General features: G+C 46.3%; 18 protein-coding genes. 8 read left to right on the top strand and 10 right to left on the bottom strand.

The window, feature by feature from the left end; genetic code table 11:
- The first annotated feature begins 82 nt into the window (after positions 1–82).
- Together ABU165_RS15165 and ABU165_RS15160 are read left to right on the top strand one after the other, a co-directional pair.
- Positions 83–235, top strand: a complete 153-nt coding sequence (locus tag ABU165_RS15165) for a hypothetical protein (protein ID WP_009794059.1) — start codon at positions 83–85, stop codon at positions 233–235.
- 2 nt (positions 236–237) lie between these two features.
- Positions 238–429: a DUF3813 domain-containing protein gene (locus tag ABU165_RS15160; protein ID WP_009794058.1), complete on the top strand. Its 192-nt coding sequence runs from the start codon at positions 238–240 to the stop codon at positions 427–429.
- A 41-nt stretch (positions 430–470) separates the two neighbouring features.
- Here the strand turns inward: ABU165_RS15160 and ABU165_RS15155 are convergent, their stop codons facing one another.
- Positions 471–1,229, bottom strand: coding sequence for a BsuPI-related putative proteinase inhibitor (locus tag ABU165_RS15155; protein ID WP_009794057.1), 759 nt, complete (start codon positions 1,227–1,229; stop codon positions 471–473).
- Between the two features lie 18 nt (positions 1,230–1,247).
- Positions 1,248–2,078 carry a YitT family protein gene (locus ABU165_RS15150; protein ID WP_009794056.1) on the bottom strand — a complete coding sequence of 277 codons (831 nt, stop codon included), beginning with the start codon at positions 2,076–2,078 and terminating at the stop codon, positions 1,248–1,250.
- Positions 2,079–2,207: 129 nt separating this feature from the next.
- Here ABU165_RS15150 and ABU165_RS15145 point away from each other — a divergent pair, with 129 nt between their 5' ends.
- Together ABU165_RS15145 and ABU165_RS15140 are read left to right on the top strand one after the other, a co-directional pair.
- The gene (locus ABU165_RS15145) at positions 2,208–3,068 is read left to right on the top strand and encodes a DegV family protein (RefSeq protein WP_009794055.1); all 861 of its coding nucleotides are present in this window, start codon (positions 2,208–2,210) and stop codon (positions 3,066–3,068) included.
- Between the two features lie 74 nt (positions 3,069–3,142).
- A complete protein-coding gene (locus ABU165_RS15140; RefSeq protein ID WP_009794054.1) occupies positions 3,143–3,274 on the top strand; it encodes a DUF3941 domain-containing protein in 132 nt (43 codons plus the stop codon).
- 69 nt (positions 3,275–3,343) lie between these two features.
- Here ABU165_RS15140 and ABU165_RS15135 read toward each other — a convergent pair whose 3' ends face one another.
- On the bottom strand, positions 3,344–4,210 hold the full coding sequence (locus tag ABU165_RS15135) for a CvfB family protein (RefSeq protein ID WP_009794053.1): 867 nt from the start codon (positions 4,208–4,210) through the stop codon (positions 3,344–3,346).
- Between the two features lie 185 nt (positions 4,211–4,395).
- Between ABU165_RS15135 and ABU165_RS15130 the strand changes: the two genes are divergently transcribed.
- On the top strand, positions 4,396–4,887 hold the full coding sequence (locus ABU165_RS15130) for a YajQ family cyclic di-GMP-binding protein (RefSeq protein WP_009794052.1): 492 nt from the start codon (positions 4,396–4,398) through the stop codon (positions 4,885–4,887).
- A gap of 171 nt (positions 4,888–5,058) precedes the next feature.
- Here the strand turns inward: ABU165_RS15130 and ABU165_RS15125 are convergent, their stop codons facing one another.
- Positions 5,059–5,565 (bottom strand): GNAT family N-acetyltransferase, encoded by a 507-nt coding sequence (locus ABU165_RS15125; RefSeq protein ID WP_318060231.1) that lies wholly within the window; start codon positions 5,563–5,565, stop codon positions 5,059–5,061.
- A gap of 105 nt (positions 5,566–5,670) precedes the next feature.
- Between ABU165_RS15125 and ABU165_RS15120 the strand changes: the two genes are divergently transcribed.
- On the top strand, positions 5,671–6,543 hold the full coding sequence (locus ABU165_RS15120; RefSeq protein WP_094768259.1) for an SDR family oxidoreductase: 873 nt from the start codon (positions 5,671–5,673) through the stop codon (positions 6,541–6,543).
- Positions 6,544–6,977: 434 nt separating this feature from the next.
- Here the strand turns inward: ABU165_RS15120 and ABU165_RS15115 are convergent, their stop codons facing one another.
- From ABU165_RS15115 to ABU165_RS15090, 6 genes are all read right to left on the bottom strand, one after another.
- A complete protein-coding gene (locus ABU165_RS15115; protein WP_009794049.1) occupies positions 6,978–8,003 on the bottom strand; it encodes a LacI family DNA-binding transcriptional regulator in 1,026 nt (341 codons plus the stop codon).
- 45 nt (positions 8,004–8,048) lie between these two features.
- The gene (locus ABU165_RS15110; RefSeq protein ID WP_318060230.1) at positions 8,049–10,388 is read right to left on the bottom strand and encodes a glycoside hydrolase family 31 protein; all 2,340 of its coding nucleotides are present in this window, start codon (positions 10,386–10,388) and stop codon (positions 8,049–8,051) included.
- A gap of 72 nt (positions 10,389–10,460) precedes the next feature.
- Complete coding sequence (locus tag ABU165_RS15105) at positions 10,461–12,002, bottom strand: alpha-amylase family glycosyl hydrolase (protein ID WP_318060229.1); 1,542 nt, start codon at positions 12,000–12,002, stop codon at positions 10,461–10,463.
- 88 nt (positions 12,003–12,090) lie between these two features.
- Entirely contained in the window at positions 12,091–12,933 is an 843-nt protein-coding gene (locus ABU165_RS15100) for a sugar ABC transporter permease (RefSeq protein WP_009794046.1), read from the bottom strand.
- Position 12,934: 1 nt separating this feature from the next.
- Positions 12,935–14,215 carry a carbohydrate ABC transporter permease gene (locus ABU165_RS15095; RefSeq protein WP_009794045.1) on the bottom strand — a complete coding sequence of 427 codons (1,281 nt, stop codon included), beginning with the start codon at positions 14,213–14,215 and terminating at the stop codon, positions 12,935–12,937.
- 198 nt (positions 14,216–14,413) lie between these two features.
- A complete protein-coding gene (locus ABU165_RS15090; RefSeq protein ID WP_022543601.1) occupies positions 14,414–15,688 on the bottom strand; it encodes an extracellular solute-binding protein in 1,275 nt (424 codons plus the stop codon).
- 327 nt (positions 15,689–16,015) lie between these two features.
- Here ABU165_RS15090 and ABU165_RS15085 point away from each other — a divergent pair, with 327 nt between their 5' ends.
- Together ABU165_RS15085 and ABU165_RS15080 are read left to right on the top strand one after the other, a co-directional pair.
- Positions 16,016–17,779: an alpha-glycosidase gene (locus tag ABU165_RS15085; RefSeq protein WP_129611929.1), complete on the top strand. Its 1,764-nt coding sequence runs from the start codon at positions 16,016–16,018 to the stop codon at positions 17,777–17,779.
- Between the two features lie 125 nt (positions 17,780–17,904).
- Complete coding sequence (locus ABU165_RS15080) at positions 17,905–19,272, top strand: MATE family efflux transporter (protein ID WP_009794041.1); 1,368 nt, start codon at positions 17,905–17,907, stop codon at positions 19,270–19,272.
- The last annotated feature ends 35 nt before the right edge of the window (positions 19,273–19,307 follow it).

The following is a 19,307-nucleotide window of genomic DNA, read 5'->3' as shown; positions in this document are numbered from 1 at the left end:
CCTCCTTTAAATAAACATGCCCTGGCGCATAATAACAAAGAGGCAGCAGAGCTGTTTCATATTTCCTTAGGAGGGGATCCGAATGGGCAAACGCAACAAATCGAAACGCTTTGTACAGCAAGGTGCAGATACAGTAAGCAAGCATGATTCCCGCATACCCTATCACACCACATATGCTGAAGCTGAAGCGAGGAAGATGGCGAATGTACAGGAATCTTCTCTTGGAGGAATTTAGCGATGGGAAACAGGCTTTATCAGGAAGCGCAGAGATTTGTCCAGATGGCCTCACAGGCAGGGCCGGCTGAACAGCAGCAGACGATTGCGAAAGCCAAAAACGCACTCCATTCAGCTTATGCGAACTCCACAAGAGCTGAACAGGAGCAGCTTCGCGAGCTGCAGGACCAGCTGGACCAGCTTGCAGGCCGCTGACGAATAAGAGCATGCCCGCAGTGCGGGCATGCTCTTATTAATTATCGGAAATTTTCCAGGACTGCAGCATAGGTATGGATGACCCTGCCTTCTTTATCCTTTTCGTACAAGCTGAGGATGACTGTGCCATTTTCGGGCAAGGATTTTTCCGGTATGTTAATTTTGAAATGGAAAGGCGACCAATCGGGAAATTTTGAATCAGAAGGGCCTGCTGCCTCCCCAGCAAGCACCTGATGGCCGTCTTCGGCTGTATAGTAAAACCTGCCAGTTTCAGCAGCTGCTTCCCCTCTCACCTCATAAACACCATTCTCCCCGCTTACCTCCACTTTCCTGAATGCAGGGTTCTCCTCCGGGACATCGAGCTGGGCTTTATCCCTCAGCACCACTGATGCATGGGTTTCACCTTTCCGTTTGAGCGGGATGGACAACTCGGCTGAATAGGATCCTTCCCCAACCCTTCCAGATGCAGTTTCATAGTCCCAGGATTCGGTCCAGGATACAAATTCCCCGGGATTCAGCTTCAAGTACTGTATGGCCTGCAAAAAGGACTTTCCTGCCGAAGCATCATACACGATTTCACCGCTCTTATCGCGAATGATCAGATCATATCTTTGTGAGGTTGGGAACTCAAAAACCTGTGCCTGATCAGAGCTGTTGATAAGCCCCACCTTAATTTCAGCCGATTCCGGGCCGGGATTCAGGCTCAAGGAAACCTCAGGACCGCCTTCCGCATTTGCGCCTGATCCATTCATCGGGAGTGAAGCAAAGATCATGAACAAGACTGCTGCAATTCTTAACATGACAATACCTCCTTTTTATCAATCTTTCCTGAAAAAGCCGAAAATCCCTGCTGTTTCAACAATATTGGTGAATGCATAAGGATCGACATCCTTTATGATCCTTTCAAGGTCAAAAAGCTCATAGCGGGTGATGACGATGATCATCATTTCTTTATTTTCATTCGTAAAAGCCCCTTTTGCGGGAATGGTCGTAATGCCGCGCACAAGCTTATCGTGGATGGCCTGCTTCAGCTCGGCCGATTTTTTCGTAACAATCATGGCAGTCAGCTTTTCATGCCTTGTATGGATGGCATCGATCACCCTTGTAGATGCATAAAGCGTCACAAGCGTATATAAAGCTTTTTCCCAGCCGTAAAGAAAACCTGCAGTAATGATGATGATGGCATTTAAAGTAAAGAAATATGTACCGACAGGACGGTCTTTCATTCTTGACAGGAGCATCGCGACGATGTCCATTCCTCCAGTAGATGCCCCCCATTTAAGTGTCATCCCTACGCCAACAGCAGCAATGACGCCTCCAAATACTGCATTCAGAAGAATATCCTCTGATACATGGATCACAGGAATGAGCTCCAGGAATAGGGACATAAGGAAAACGCTTAAAAAGCTGTACACTGTGAAAGACCTGCCCACCTTTTTCCATGCAAGGATTGTTACAGGTATATTCAGGACGAACAATAAAATACCTGTTGAAGCAAAGCCGCCCAGAATGCTGGAAAGCAGCTGCGCGACACCTGTGAACCCGCTGGCATAAACATTGGCCGGGATCAGGAAAAAATTCATCGCAATCGCATTAAGGATGGCGCCTATAAGCACCACAACAAATTTCTTGGTTTCTAATAAAATCATACAGAACCCCCTTAAAACACTTGGTGTTTCTTTACCCTATATTGTGTTTTTTCAACACATTTCATTGTATTTTTTCCCTTGATTCTATAAACTAAAAGCATATTAACGTGCTGAAAGCAGGTGACCTATATGTCAGTAAAAATCATGGCTGACAGTGCAAGTGATTTACCATTGCATTTTTTCAAGGACAATGATGTCCTGCTCTTTCCTCTGCAGGTTCTTCTGGATGGGCAGGAATACAAAGACTTGATCACAATTGAACCAAAAAAAGTTTATGATAGCATCAGAAGCGGCCAAACCCCGAAAACCTCCCAGGTTTCTCCAGTAGATTTTGAAAAGGAATTCAGGGAGCTTGCGAGGAGCGGCCGGGAAGGCATCTACATCGCATTTTCCTCCCAGCTTTCCGGTACATACCAGACAGCAGCCATGGTGCGGGATCAGGTAAAAGAAGATTATCCTGACCTTAGCTTGTCCATAATAGACACAAAATGCGCATCTCTTGGAGCGGGATTGATCGTAAAAGAGGCGGCAAGGCTTTCTGCCGAAGGGGCATCACTGGAAGAAATCGAAAAGGATATCCTTTTCCGGAGCCGCCATATGGAACATCTTTTCACTGTCGAAGATCTGGATTATCTCGCAAAAGGCGGGCGTGTTTCCAAGGCTTCCGCTTTTCTCGGAGGCCTGCTGAATATCAAGCCTCTCCTTCATGTAGAAGACGGGAAGCTTGTTCCTATTGAAAAGATCCGTGGAAAAAAGAAGCTGCTTCGCCGAATGATCGAGGTTGCCAAAGAGCGGGGCAAAGGCTTCTCAGGACAGACGATTGCCATCAGCCATGCAGACAATCTTGAAACAGCTGAAGAAGTAAAAGAGATGCTGATCGAGGAGCTCGGAGCCAAGGAGGTATTGATCTCTGACATTGGGGCAGCCATAGGATCCCACACAGGGGCCGGCACTATTGCACTCTTCTTTTTAAATGAAATAGCATCATAAATCTACATACTCCTTCTGATTGCGGCAGACACTAAACCGACGGCGATCAAGCCGGAATAAAGGAGGTTTTTTCTATGCCGCACACTTCAGACAATGATAAAAAAGCACAGGACAATAATGCCCTGAGGCATGAGAAAAATATGATGCGCGAAAAAAACAGAAAAGCCGGGAAGCATCAGTACTCGAAAAAAACTGATCATCTCTAAGCAGCCAGGGCTCTTTATGGATGACTTTCCCGAAACAGAAAAAAGCAAGCGCCCAGCGCTTGCTTTTTTCTATGATTGCTGCTTTATATATGTCCAGCCGTCCTCCTGATAGACCTTCCCTTCCTTCATCAGTCTTCCAAGAGCACGCTTAAAGGATGATTTGCTCATTTGGAAGCGGTCCTGGATTTCGTCTGCCATACTTTTGTCTCCATAAGGCATGGATCCATTCCGCTCTTCCAGATAAGAAAGGACTTTCTGTGAATCAGCGTCAAGCGCCTCCTCTTTACGGGGCAGAAGGGAAATATTGACTGTTCCATCTTCCTTTACGTCAATGATCCGCCCCTCGATTTTCTCGCCAAGGCGAGGCTCTGTCTTCCTCTGGGACTCATGGATAAACCCCTTGAATCCTTCTGCCGTATAAGCCCAGCTGCCTACTTTAGCGGTCCTGTAGATATGGCCGTGGACGTTCTTATTAAAGTCTTTCCGCGTAGCTTTAATGGAAATCTCCTCGATAATGGGGTCCTTCGCATGCTTCACATACACCCGGTTATTTCTATTAACACGGAGGGTGATATAGAGAAGATCGCCCTTCTGCGGCCAGACTGACAGGTGCAGAGGCAAATCTTCCTGGCCGAGAAGCATTTCTTTTTGGATCCCGATATCGATAAATACGCCGAGATCCTCCCTTACATCACTGACCTTTGCCCAGCCATACACTCCCACCCGGATCTCCGGAAGAGTATCCGTTGCCGAGATGCGTTCCCTTGAATCTGTATAAAGGAACACTTCGACCTTTTCATCCACCTCATACTCTTTTGCCGCTTCATTTATATGCAATAATACATCTTCATCACCGTCTGTCAGAAAATAACCGAAAGATGATTTTCTTGATACGGTTAAAGTTGTGACTTGTCCGATATAGTCTGCCAAAGGCATGTAATTTCCTCCTCAATGGCTTTATTGTCTGCTGACAATCTGAAAGTTGTTTGAACTGCTATATTTTACTATAATAAACGAATAAGGTAAAACGGTTTCGAAGAAGGAGCGGCCGGCTTTAGGAAATATCCGGCCAAAGGCTTCAATACAGCCGGTTAAATATAAGGATTAACGGAGGTCTAACCATGTCAAAAGAAAGCTCATTTGATATTGTATCCAAAGTAGATTTATCTGAAGTGACAAATGCAATCAGTATTGCAATGAAAGAAGTCAAGACCCGGTATGACTTTAAGGGCAGTAAAAGTGATATTACCCTTGATAAGGAAGAGCTTGTCCTGATTTCGGACGATGAATATAAGCTTGACCAGCTGAAGGATGTACTGCTCAGCAAAATGATTAAACGCGGAATTCCCATCAAAAATCTGGATTATGGAAAAGTCGAAGCCGCTTCCGGGGGCACAGTGAGGCAGCGCGCTAAGCTTATGCAGGGGATCGATAAAGATAATGCAAAGAAAATCAACACCCTCATCAAAAACAGCGGCCTGAAAGTAAAGAGCCAGGTGCAGGACGACCAGGTCCGGGTAACAGGAAAAAACAGGGACGACCTTCAGCAGGTAATAGCTGCTGTAAGAGAAGCCGACCTGACAGTCGATGTGCAGTTTATAAATTACAGATAGAAAAGCGGAAAAGCCTTGCTCGATAAAGGAACGCGTACTAAGAACGCCACGTCCTGTGGCAACGTCCGCATGACCCACATCCTGTGGGCATCAAGCTTAAGACGAGCAGAGCGGAAGGCGCTTGTTTAGTTAAAATCCCCGGATTCCAGAGGCATGCCGGGGATTTTAATTTTATTTTACAAACACATACATCAAAAGCTCATCAGAATAAGAGCCATCAAAGTTCTTCACATGCCTGATCCTTCTGCCTTCCTCCTGGAATCCCATTTTTTTATATAAATGAATGCCCCGTTCATTATGTGAGAACACTTCCAGGCATACTTTTTCAATGCCCGGCTCCTCTTTCACCCATTCCAGGCAGGTGCCGATCAGCTGCTTTCCGATGCCTTGATTGCAATATTTTTCTTTAATGGATATTCCGAACATTCCGATGTGGCTGACTTTTTTGCGTGTTTTCCGGGTAAAGTTCAAAACTCCGGCAAGCTCTTCTCCGCTCCAGGCAGTCAAAAGCAGATTCCCAGGCCGTCCATGATCAATGATCCATTGCCTCTCTTCTTCAACGGTTGCCTGAAATTCCTCGGGCACCGTCAGCATATTCTCTGATTCATGCAAAATTTGCCGTGTATGGAGAAGCAGCTTTTCAGCATCCTCCTGCCTGGCCCGCCTGACTGTTACCATAAAAAAATCCTCCCCTTTTAAACACAAGAAATTTTTTCCATGTTTTTATCACATACTAGCATGGAATACACCTAATATCTATTAAAAAATTGGAGGTTTTTCACAATGGCGAACGAACAGAAAGATAATCAGAACGGATTCATCCCTCAGCACCAGAACCAGCAGCCGGGGGTTGAGGATAAAATGACCCCAGAGCCTTCTTATATTGACCCGAATTATAAGGGTTCAGGAAAACTTGAGGGCAAAGTGGCCATTGTCACTGGAGGAGACAGCGGGATCGGCAAATCTGTTGCTATTTATTTTGCAAAAGAAGGTGCTGATGTGGCTGTTGTTTATCTGGAAGAAACTGAAGATGCAAAGGAAACCAAACAGGAAGTCGAAGCAGCCGGCCGCAAATGCCTTCTCCTTGCCGGCGACCTTGGAGATGAAAGCTTTGCAAAGGAAGTGGTCTCCAAGACGCTGGATGAGTTCGGGAAGGTAAATATCCTTGTCAATAATGCGGGTGAGCAGCATCCGCAGACAAGTCTGCTGGATATCAGCACAGAACAGCTTGAAAAGACATTCAGGACAAATATTTTCTCTATGTTCCACCTGACAAAGGCTGTACTGCCGCATCTTGACAAAGGAAGCTCTATCATCAATACGGCTTCCATCACAGCGTATGCAGGACATCCTAAGCTGATAGACTATTCTTCCACAAAAGGAGCGATCGTTACATTCACCCGCTCCCTGTCCACAAACCTGGCTGATTCAGGGATCAGGGTCAACGCAGTTGCACCAGGGCCGATCTGGACGCCGCTCATTCCTTCCACCTTCACAGAGGAAGATGTCGCCAAATTCGGAACTGACACACCGCTCGGCAGAGCCGGCCAGCCGTACGAACTGGCACCAGGCTATGTATACCTCGCAAGCGACGACTCCTCCTACGTATCCGGCCAAATGCTTCATATTAATGGCGGGAAGGTTGTTAATGGTTAGAAAAGCGGAAGGCGCTCGCTCACTAAGGAACGCAGACTAAGAACGCCACGTCCTGTGGCAACGTCTGCATGACCCACATCCTGTGGGCCTCAAGCATAAGACGCTTTAGGATAGAAGGCGTTCTTTGCGTTCTCTGCCTTCAATCCTAAAGTGGCTTATGACTCGAGGGGCTAGCGCCTGGAGCTGGACAAGTAGAAAAGCGGAGGGCGCTGCACCTTTATAAAAACAATTGCAGATCAATCATGCCAGCCGGAAGCACAACTTCCGGCTGGCCTTTTATTATCGGAAAAATGATTATATTATCGAAATCAAAATTTTATTATCGAAATATGCATTTTTTTATCGAAATCCTAACACCGATCATCAATAGCATCACCGTCTTCTGAACCAAAAAAGCTGCCCCGCGGCAATTTGCCGGGAGACAGCTTTTAACCTTATCTTGCAGTAACACTGCAGGAATGCCTTTTAATAATCTGATGCGGAATGATAATCCTTTTGGTCGGCTCTTTTGGATCCTCCACCATCTGGATCAGGCTTTTGGCAGCCTGGTATCCAAGGTCGAAAATATTGATGTCGACTGAGGTCAGCGGCGGCCGGGACATTTCTGACAGAAGGACATTATTGAAGCTGATGATAGAAATATCATCAGGCACGGATATCCCCATTTCATCCAATGTATTAAGCACACCGAGCGCCATAAGATCGTCAGCTACCACCAGGGCTGTCGGGGGCTTTTCAAGCGATAGAAGCTCCCTTACTGCCTCCTGGCCGCCTTCCTTAAGGAATTCTTCATGGATGACGTAATCGTTGTCCAGCTCAATGTCCGCAGCTCTTAGAGCCTTTTCATAGCCCAGCAGGCGCTCAACGGTGACAACCAGATTCAAATCCCCGCCGACAAAGGCAATATGGGTATGCCCCAGCTCAATTAAATAGTCGGTTGCTTCTTTCGCAGCCCTGAAATTGTCGTTGTCAACATGTGTGATTTCCTCTACATCACGGAACGGTTTTCCGATGACGGTGAACGGATAATCTCCATCCTGTAAAAATGACAGGACCTTATCTTCAATTTTCGAATACAGAAGGACGACCCCATCCACCCTGCCGCCCTGCACCATCTGGACAACTCCGTTATAAATTTCTTCATCTGTTTTGCCTGTCGTCATATGAAGGGCATAATGCTTTTCATGGGCACCTTCGCTTATGCCCCTCAGAACAGTCGGGAAAAAAGGATTCTGGAATACGACGTCAGTGGAGCTTGGCATAATTAGTCCAATTGCCTGTGTGGACTGGCTGGCAAGGCTCCTGGCGATGAAATTCGGATGATATCCCAATTTATCCATCGCTTTCCTGACCTTTTGCTTCGTTTTTTCACTGATCCGCGGGCTATTCGCAATCACGCGGGAAACTGTAGAAGGGGCCACATTCGCCAGTTTTGCCACGTCTTTTATGGTAACGGCCATTCCCTTCCCCCCTTATCCATAAGAGTAAACCGCTGCTATTTCTAATTATGAAAGTATAAAATAATGGCGGCCTTCCTCAATTTTTCCAGGGAGCAGCGTGCTGCTTCCTATCTTTAACCTGACATTTTCTCTGCTGTGCACAGCAAGCTGAACAGTGCTCCAGACAGGCTCATAAGTGCCTGCGATTGCAGAGTTCAGATAGACCGTCCCTTCCTCACACTTCACTTTAAAGCAAATCTCCCTATATTCCCCTTCTTCATAAGCGAAAGTTTCCCCGTCATCTTCATAAAGGGTATAAGAGCATTCTGACCCTTCTTCATAATAAAGATGAAGTGTCAGGGGACCTGCTGCACCTGCTTCCCCATGGGCAGCCATCGTTCCTTTTTTGATAAAAATCGGCAGCGTTTCCAAAGGAGCTTTAATCAAATGGTGCTTTTTCCCCTCATAGGTGCTGCCAGTCCAATAGTCTGTCCACATACCTTCAGGCAGATAGACGGCCCTGTGGAAGGTGCCCGGCTGCATGATCGGGGCAATGATGACATTGTCGCCGATCATGAATTGATCAGATAGATTCCAGGTATGCTCATCCTCCGGAAATTCCAGGAATAATGGCCTCATAACAGGAGTGCCCTCTTTATGAGCCTCGGCAAATAAAGAATAAAGATGGGGCATCCATGTATAGCGGAGCTCAATATATTTTCTAATGATAGCTTCATATTTCTCCCCGAATGCCCATGGTTCCTGCCTTGCTGATCCTAGTACACTGTGATTCCTGAAAAACGGGGTGAATGCGCCTGCCTGTGTCCATCTCGCGAGAAGCTCCCCATTGGAATCATGGGCAAAACCGCCTACATCCGGGCCAGAGAAAGGAATGCCGGAGACGCCAAGGTTCATAACCATTGGCAGCGACATCTGCAGATGTTCCCAAAAGCTCCGGTTATCCCCTGTCCATACGGCCGCATACCGCTGGACACCCGAATATCCTGCACGTGTAAGCAGAAATGGCCGCTTCCCCTTCAAATTTCTCTTCATGCCTTCATATGTCGATTTCCCCATCAGAAGGCCGTAGAGATTATGAAGCTCCTTATGTGTTCGGGGATTTCCATCGTTATCATGCATGACTTTCAAATCCATTGTTTTACTTTCATTAAAGACCGCCGGTTCATTCATGTCATTCCAGATGCCTTCAATCCCAAGCTCTGTATAGTACGAATGGAGGCTTCCCCACCAGTCGCGCACTTTTTTGCTTGTGAAATCAGGGAATGCACTATTTCCGGGCCAGACGTCTCCGTAATATACATTGCCCTCCAGATATTTGCAGAAAAGATCTTCCTGGATGCCCTGTTTATAGACCATATATTCCGGATCTTCCTTTACGCCCGGATCAACAATCGGAACGATGTGTATGCCCATTTCCTTCAGATCACTGATCATTTTTTCAGGATCAGGGAATTTATCACGGTCAAATGTGAAAACCCTGTATTCATCCATATAATGAATATCCAGATGGATGCTATCCAGCGGAATCCCTTTCTCCTTAAAAGCTGCCGCCAGCTCCATCACTTCCTGCTGGCTTTCATAGCTGTACCGCGATTGGTGGTAGCCGATTGCCCACTTGGCCGGCAGGGGCATTCTGCCTGTCAGCGATGTGTATTGACGAATAACATCCTTCGGCGAAGGTCCAGCCATCAAATAATAATCAAGCTGGCCGCCATCGGCTGAAAAGGAATAAAACTCATCTCCGCGCATATCAAACTCTGCCCGGAAAGTATTATCGAAGAATATGCCATGGGCTTGCCCTTCCCTCAAGGTAAGAAAGAAAGGGATTGACTGGTAGAGCGGATCTGTTTCCGGATTATGCGGGGCATATACGTCACTATTCCACATAACCAGCTTTTCCCCTCTTTTATTAAGAAAGCCCGTTTTCTCTCCAAATCCGTAAAATTGATCGCTCTCCTCCATATTCTTGAAGCAGATGACCTCTTTAGAATGCTTATAGCCCATCCCTTTTTGATTTTCTCCGGCTAAAACCCTGCCTTCTGCATCTGCCACGGTAATTCGAAGAGGGGATTTGGTCAGCTTGACAGTCAGACAAGAGGTTTTCACCTCTGCCTGGTCTCCTGATTCATAATGCTCGAGCTTAACTTCCTGCAGCCCCCCAATGACGGCAGGGCTCGTTCCCGCATCCGCTTCGCCAAAAAAATTCATAGTGATGCGGACGATTTCATTTGCGTAGAATACAATCCTGAGTTCCCCTGTTTCTGTCCGGGCCTTCAGGCCATTCCTGCACTCTTCTATAGCAAGGACATCTCCTGCTTCCTGGTAATCACTGTTTTCTATCTTTCTGCTCTTTCCTGGATGTATGGCAAAACTTGTATCATTCATGTAGCCGACTCCTCCTTCAAATCCCTTCTGATATGACCGGGATTGGGAAGCTGCCGGCAGTGCCGGCTGGGGTCAGGAAACAGGCTTCCTCTTTTTCGACCTTCTCCAAAGAAGGATAATAAAGACGATGAAGGCTGCATAGACCAGTCCCATCACTGCCAGATAAGGGATATTCAAACCTGTCTTCTCTGACAGCGCATAGATTTCGGCTTCTTCCCGGTCAACGATCAGCTTATATTTTCCCTCATCAGACCTTACAAGATCCCCGCCCAAAAGGCCTTTCAGCTGCTTATCGCCTTCAAGCAGGCCGGAATCAAGGGAGACGGTCTGCGTTTTGACGGTATTATTGATGGCCACGACAGTGGTTTCATCCTCATAGGTCCGCTTGTACACTGCCATGCCATCCTTATTGTACAAAGGCTCCATTGTGCCCCTCGTAAGGGATGGTAGCTGCTGCCTTAATGTCCCGATATTCGAGATGTATTCCACAAGCTCCTGGTCTGTCCGGAAATCCATTTGGCGGCGGTTATCGGGATCTTCCCCGCCATCAAGTGCTATTTCACTTCCATAATAAACAATGGGAATCCCCGGTGACGTGTACAAATATGTGAGGGCCAGACGCCATCTCGGTCCCGGATGCTCATTGTTGGTTACTGCATCGCGCGTGAAACGAACGGTGTCATGATTGTCCATGAACGTTCCCATTAAATAAGGTTGATCGTATTGGGCCTGATTCCTCTCCCAGCTGGCAAACAGCCAGTCAAAGGGCTGCCCGGGCTTTTCAAATGCCGTGCGCAGATGCCCGTTCAGCGGATAATCGACAAATCCGTCGATCCCTGCTTTCTCATACTGTGCAATATAAGCAGGGTCATCGATCCATACTTCGCCGAGAAGATAGAAATCCTCCTTGGCGCTTTTTACTTCTTTCGCGAAATCCTCCCAGAAGTCAACTGGCACATGTTTGACCGTATCAAGGCGGTATCCGTCAATATCGGTTTCCTCTATCCACCATTTGGCTGCATCCAGGAGATATTGCCTGGCCTCCGGATTCTCCTGTGCGAGGTCAGGAAGATTATAGATCCAACCATTTTCAAGCTCATCCTGATTTTCCCAGTTGGTTATTTCCTTTTGTTCATGGAACCAGTCCTGCTTGTCCGGATCATTCACCCAGGGATGATTGGGTCCGACATGATTGACAACAAAATCAAGGATGATTTTCATATCACGCTTATGGGCTTCTTTTACAAGCTTTTTAAACGTCTCGATAGATCCGAAGTTTTCTTCCGTTTTGTAAAAATCATTGATCCAGTAGCCATGATAGCCGTCTGCTTCATTTTCGAAAATCGGCGTCAGCCAGATGGCTGTAAAGCCCATATCCTTCAGATAATCTAGCTGGTCAATGATACCCTGGAAGTCCCCTCCGTGATAGGCTTTCGGGTCACTTGCGTTTGTTTCCAGGTCATTGCTGAAATCGCCGTTGTTAAAACGGTCGACCATTAGAAAATAAATTGTTTCATCCTGCCATTTACGCTCTTCTTTTTCAACTGCTCCTACCGGTAGGGCGCAAAAAAGAAGAAACGGAATTAAGATGAGAGCCATGACTCCTTTTTTCATCTCCGCTCCTCCTTAAATATCAAGCTGAGCTGCCATAAGGAAACACCCCTTTAAGCAGCCCAGCCCTAAAGTCACTAACCCTTTAAGATTAGCCTTTTGTGCCCCCGGCAGTCAAACCTGAAACGAAATATTTCTGGAAGGATAAGAATAAAATTGAAATCGGGATTGCAATGAGGACAGATCCGGCAGCGAACGTTGTGAATTCGGCTCCATACTGTCTTGATACAAGCTCATACAATCCAACGGCAAGTGTATATTTTTCAGGTGTTCTTAGCATGACCTTTGCCAGGATGAAGTCCGTAAACGGAGCAATAAACGTAAAGAGTGCAACGACTGCAACAATCGGTTTCGCAAGCGGCATGATGATCTGCCAGAAAATCCTGAAGTGGCCTGCTCCATCCATCCTTGCACTTTCATCCAGCTCTTTAGGGATGCTGTCGAGATATCCTTTCATCAGCCAAGTGTTCATTGGAATGGCCCCGCCTACATAAATGAGGATGAGCCCGATATGGGTATCCAGCAGGTTTGTTACCTGTGCAAGGACGAAGATCGCAATCAATGCTGCAAAGTTAGGCACCATCTGAAGAATCAGGAACGTGGTAAGTCCATTTTTCCTGCCGACAAAGCGGTACCGTGAAAAAGAGTAAGCCATCAAGCTGATGGTAATGACAGATGCCAGCATGGTGATCACGCAGATTTTCAACGTGTTCCAATACCAGATCAGATAATTGCTCTCTTCCGGGTTGAATATCGTCTTATAATGGGCAAATGTCGCGTTTTTCGGGATGAGTGATGAATTGGTCAAGCTTGTCCCCGGCGTCAGTGATGCTCCAATGGCCCACAGAATCGGATAAATGATGATGACCGCCATAAAAAGAATGACAAGATAGGTCAGTGACAGCCTGATGAATTTCTCTTTTTTTGTAGTCATATCACATCATATCCTCCTCTTTGAAAGCTTTTGTCCTTCTGAACTGCCATAATGCCACGGAAATGACTATCGCAGATAGAATCATCGTGATGGCTGCAGCCATTCCGTACTCAGACTTCGTGACAGTCAGATTATAGATCCACGAAATCAGGATATCGGTGCCGCCTGCATTTTGATCTGAGATAGCAGGGCCGCCCATATTGAATAGATAGATAATATTGAAGTTATTAAAGTTAAAGGTATATTGCGTAATCAGGATTGGTGCGATGGACAGCATGATCAGCGGGAACGTAATATTCTTGAACTTCTGCCAAATCGTCGCTCCATCGACTGTTGCCGCTTCATAAAGCTCATCCGGGATCGCCTGCAGCACACCTGTGACCATCGCAAAAATGAACGGGAATCCAAGCCAGGTCTGGATCATGATGAGAGCGATCCTTGTCCACAGGGCCTCTGTCATCCAAGGGATCGGACCGATTCCAATGAAATCCAGGACTACGTTATTGATGGCACCGAACGTTTCATTGAACAGGCCGGAAAAAATCAGGATGGATACAAATGCCGGTACGGCCCATGGCAGGATCAGGATTGTCCTGATGATCGCTTTTCCTTTTAGATCCTTCTGGTTGACAAGTACTGCCAGGAAGACCCCAAGGGCGATCTGGAATGTTGTCGCACCGAACGTCCAGATGATCGTCCAGGCAAACACGTTTACGAAAGTATCACGCCAGATATCCAATGTGACCAGTTTGGCGAAGTTGTCTAATGCCACCCAGTCCATCAGCTTCGCTGGCCACTGATGATACAGGTTGTAGTTTGTGAACGAAAGCAAAAGCACGAACACAATCGGCAGGATGACCACGAAAACCAGCAGGAAGAATCCCGGAGTGATCATCAAGTATGGGAATCCGGAATCTATCAATGTATGATATTGCTCTTTTATCGAGCTCAGGTGCTTGCCCAAGTCCCGTTTCTTTCCATTTTTATAGGCATCGCGAATGTTGATGAACATAAATCCTGCCGCGAATAGAAGAAGGATGACGGAAATGATTCCGTATACCAGGAGGAAGATGGAATTATCCCTCGGCAGCTTTTCTCCGAGAGTGACAAGTCCCCAAAGGCCAATATTGAGGAAGTCTTTAAAAGCAACGATGAATGATAGTGTTAGAATTAAAAAGGCGATGCCTTTGACAAATTGTTTATTATACATTTGGCCAAGTCCCGGGATGATGGACAGGCCTGCAGCAATTTTCCGATGGTTTGAACGGTATGCTTCTTCCATTGAAAGGATGCCCCTTTCTATCTGATTCCCATAAAGGGCGATTTTTTTATTGATTTTTTTTTGCGGCACTATTGTCTTCTGAAAGAGCCGAAGCTATGCCTGTTGGAATCTATTAAAATCCTGCTCTCTTTGACGCTTAATAAAATGGGAGGCAGTACTCCACCAAGGAGTACCGCCTTTTCCCTTTATTGCTATAGATCAGTTTCCGCTGTGGTTCGCTTCGATCTGCTGTTCAATAGTCTTCACAGCATTATCAAGCGCTTTTTTGGATTCTGATTTACCGGTAATGATTGTTTCTACCGCTTTTTTCATAGGATCCCAAACTTCAGCCATTTCCGGTACACTTGGCATTGGAACAGCATACTGTGACTGCGCCATTACTGCTGCAGCACCTTCGTTATTCTTAACGAACTCAGGATCTTCCATCAATGATTTCAATGGCGGGATCTCGCCAGTCAGCTCAAAACGCTTCTTGGCATTTTCTTCGTTTGTAATGAACTCAACGAATTTCTGGGCCCATTCCTGGTTTTTGCTGAAGTTAGTAACAAACCATCCTTTAACACCCATGAATGTCTTGACAGGCTCGCCATTTGGAAGCTTCGGCAGAGCGGCTACACCATAATCGATGCCTGCATCTTTATAATCCTGGAACGCCCATGGGCCGTTTTGGACTGCAATGGCTTTTCCTTCTTTAAAGAGGCCGTTCATATTATCGTTTGATTTTTCTCCGATGATTCCTTTAGGGAATAATCCTTCTGCGTACCACTTTTTGATATAATCTGCTGCTTCTACAGAAGCATCGTTATTCAGGCCGATATCAGTCACGTCCACTTTGCTGTCTTTCTCGCCGAATACATATCCGCCGAACCCGGAGAATACGCCGTGTGCATGATAGAAGTCATCCCAGATTGCAAGGAATCCGTAGTTTCCGTCTTTTGTTACTTCCTGAGATTTAGTATAGAGATCTTCCAGGTTTTCCGGAACTTCAGGAAGCAATGCTTTGTTGTAAATGAAAACCGGTGTTTCAGTAGCTTTCGGAAGTCCGTAAAGCTTGCCTTCATATTTCAGGGCTTCTACTGAAGAGCTTGTAAATTGGTCAAGGATCTCGTCGCTTACTTCAAGTTCCTTAATATACCCTTTTACCATCGCAGGGCCAGTGCCGTCATGAGACATTGTGATAACATCCGGCGCATTGGCTGTGTTGCCATCCAGGGCAAGGTTTTCCTGCATCTTTGTTATATTCAATTCTTTGAATTCAATTTTGATGCCGTGTTCTGCTTCAAACTTGTCTGCCGCATCTTTAAGAGCGACTCCTTTATCTGTATCTTCCCAGACAATCAGCTTTTCAGGTTTGTCTGAGCCGCCTTCTGTTTTTTCTCCTGCAGTGCCTGTTTCTTCATCTTTAGGACCGCAAGCAGCCAGCACTCCAAAAACCAGGACAATCATCATAAATAATGATAAAGCCTTCTTCATTTTGACCCCTCCAAAGAAATTATATTTTTCTAGTACAACCGTTTGCACAAATCGCTGCATAAAAGGCAACTGAAAGCGTTATCAGGCCATTCAAAAAAAATAACCGCTGATGACCTTCAGAACAGCCGCCTGTGAAAACGATTGCACAAACTTTAACTTTATTATACTTGCTATTTTCATTTTGACAACCCCCTTTTTTAACATTATCGCTAAAAAGTTTATATCTGATATAAGAGCTCCAGCTTGAATGAAAGCCTGTTCTTTGATAAATTTTAAAAAAGTCAACTTGCGATGCAATCGATTGCACAAGAGAGGGGAAAATTTATGCTGGAAAGGTCGTCAATATTTCACCAGCCTGCTGACAGCTTTGCTTATGCCTATAGCGAAAACATACTCCATATCAGGCTGAAAGCCAAGAAAGGCAATATCGAGGAAGCTGAACTTATTTACGGGGACCAATATGAATGGAATGAAGATGGCTGGGTAAGCCGCCGGATCCCGATGAAAAAAACGGGATCAGACCAATTATTTGATTACTGGCTGGCTGAGCCCGAGCCAGAGTTTAAAAGGACAAGATACGGCTTTTGCCTGAAGTCAGGAGACGAGCAGGCCGTTTATACAGAAAAAGGCTTTTTTGACTCCCTTCCTGAAGATCCCGGCAGCCTCTTCTGCTTCCCGTACCTGCACGCAAGCGAGGTTTTCAGGGCTCCGGAATGGGTGAAGGATACGGTATGGTACCAGATTTTCCCGGAAAGATTCGCTAATGGTGATGAATCTTTAAATCCGCCGGATACAAAGCCGTGGAGAAGCGAGGAGCCCAAACCTGATAATTTCTTTGGCGGTGATTTCCAGGGAATCATTGACCATATAGATTATCTTGCCGGACTGGGTATTACCGGGATTTACTTCACACCCATATTCAAGGCATACTCCAATCATAAATATGATACAATAGATTATTATGAAATCGATCCCCAGTTCGGAGATAAAGAAACTTTCCGCGAACTTGTGAAGATTTGCCATGACAAAGGAATCAAAGTTATGCTCGATGCTGTCTTTAATCACAGCGGATATCAATTCCCCCCCTTCCAGGATCTTCTGGAGAACCAGGGGGATTCCCAATATAAAGATTGGTTCCATGCTGGAGAATTTCCGCTGGAAGGCGGAGAACGTCCAAACTATTCCACCTTTGCGTTTGTCGAGTCCATGCCAAAGCTCAATACGCAAAATCCGGAAACAAAGGAATACCTCCTGGAGGTCGGGCGCTATTGGGTCCGGGAATTCGATATTGATGGCTGGCGACTGGATGTTGCCAATGAAATCGATCATCAGTTCTGGCGCGAATTCCGTGCTGAAGTGAAGAGCATCAAACCGGATCTTTATATCCTCGGGGAAATCTGGCATGATAGTATGCCTTGGCTCAGGGGCGACCAGTTCGATGCTGTAATGAATTACCCATTCCTGACAAATGTTCATAATCTGTTTGCTAAAGAAGCAATCAGCCCCCGCCAATTTGCGGAGAATATGATCTCTGTTATCCATATGTATCCTGATAATGTTAACGAGGCTGCTTTCAACCTGGCTGGAAGCCATGATACCCCGAGGGTTCTGACGGAGTGCGGGGGTTCGCTTGAAAAGGCAAAGCTGATATTCACATTTATGATGACCTATATCGGAACCCCTTGCATTTATTATGGAGATGAAGTGGGACTTTCCGGCGGCATGGACCCGGGATGCCGGGAATGCATGCCTTGGAATGAAGAAGAATACAGTATGGAAATGTTTGAACATATAAAAAAGCTCATCCAATTGCGCAAATCAGAGCCTCTTCTGGCAAACGAGGGAAGCCTTGAGTTTCTGGAGCTTCCTGAGGAGAGTACAGTTGCTGCATTTGCCAGAAGTTCGGGTAACAGGAAGATTGTCATCCTCTTGAATGCTTCAAGTGAAGAAGCATCCTTCTCCCTCCCTTTTCCTTTAAAAGGGAAAAAAATCACCGATCTGCTGACAGAGGAAGAATATGCGGCTGAAGCAGATTCCCTGTCTGCCGTATTGGAAGGCTACGGGGCTGCCATATTGTCCTTTGAGCTATAAAATTTCAAACCAACATTTATAAGGCTGGCACTTCTGCCAGCCCTTTCTTTGCGCATAATGACTTCCCGGGGGAGGCACTCTTTTATCTCAAAGAATCACACCGAATTGTTTAGGAGATATGCAAAATGAAACAACCGAAAAAGAACTTAACTTTATTTGCCCTCACCTGGCCTATTTTCATTGAAATACTGCTTCATATGCTGATGGGGAATGCTGATACGCTTATGCTGTCCCAGTATTCCGATAACTCTGTTGCTGCTGTAGGGGTTTCAAACCAAATTCTGTCACTCATCATCGTGATGTTTGGATTTGTAGCAACAGGCACCTCCATCCTGGTTGCCCAGAACCTGGGTGCAAAACAGCTTGGGAAAGCCGGTGAAATATCGGTGGTGTCCCTTGGGACCAACCTTTGCTTCGGCATACTGCTCAGTGCAGTCCTGATTATTTTTGGCAAGCCCATGCTGAAGCTGATGGATCTTCCCTCGGAACTGATGGATGAAGCAAATGTTTATCTTGTGATCGTCGGCGGCTTTTCCTTTGTCCAGGCACTCATCATGACCATTGGGGCCGTCATCAGAAGCTACGGATTTACAAGAGATGTTATGTATATAACCATCGGGATGAATATACTGAATGTCATCGGAAATTACCTTTTCATCTTCGGACCTTTTGGGATTCCTGTACTGGGCGTAGAGGGCGTGGCCATTTCTACTGCAGTCAGCAGAACGATCGGCCTTGCTGCTTCCATCCTGGTCCTGATTAAGCGTACGGAAGGAGAACTGCCCTTCAGGCTCCTTTTCCGCTTCCCGAAGGAACATCTGCGGAACCTCCTGCAAATCGGCATCCCTTCTGCTGGCGAACAGCTGTCTTATAACGCCTCTCAGATGGTCATCACCTATTTTGTTGCAATGATTGGGACAGAAGCTTTGACGGCAAAGGTTTATGCCCAGAATCTGATGATGTTCATTTTTCTATTCAGCCTCGCCATCAGCCAGGGAACCCAGATTATGATCGGGCACATGATCGGGGCAAGAGAATTTGCATCAGCCTATCAAAGGTGCATCAGAAGCTTGAAGCTCGCAATTGCGATTTCAGTGGGAGCAGCTGTCGTTTTCACCTTTTTCTCAGACTCATTGCTGGGAATCTTTACGGACAATCAGGATATCATCAAAGTTGGAAGCACGCTGATTCTTTTGACCATCATCCTTGAACCCGGCCGTTCCTTCAATCTGGTCGTCATCAGCTCGCTAAGGGCGGCTGGCGATGTAAAGTTCCCTGTCTATATGGGCATCCTGTCCATGTGGGGTGTGTCTGTCACCATTTCTTATATCGCCGGGATCCATTTTGGACTCGGGCTTATTGGGGTATGGATCGCCTTCATTGCAGATGAATGGCTGAGGGGCATCCTTATGCTTTGGCGTTGGCGCTCCAAAGTATGGATGGAAAAATCGTTCATCGGCAGGGCCGGCAAGGAGGAAGAAGCTGCCGGCTAAAGAGACAGCAAGGCCTGGCGGCAGCCAGGCCTTTC

It is taken from the genome of Cytobacillus sp. T106, assembly GCF_040492155.1.
Classification (GTDB): Bacteria; Bacillota; Bacilli; order Bacillales; family Cytobacillaceae; genus Bacillus_AB; species Bacillus_AB infantis.
This window is presented reverse-complemented; position numbering and strand designations above follow the sequence as displayed.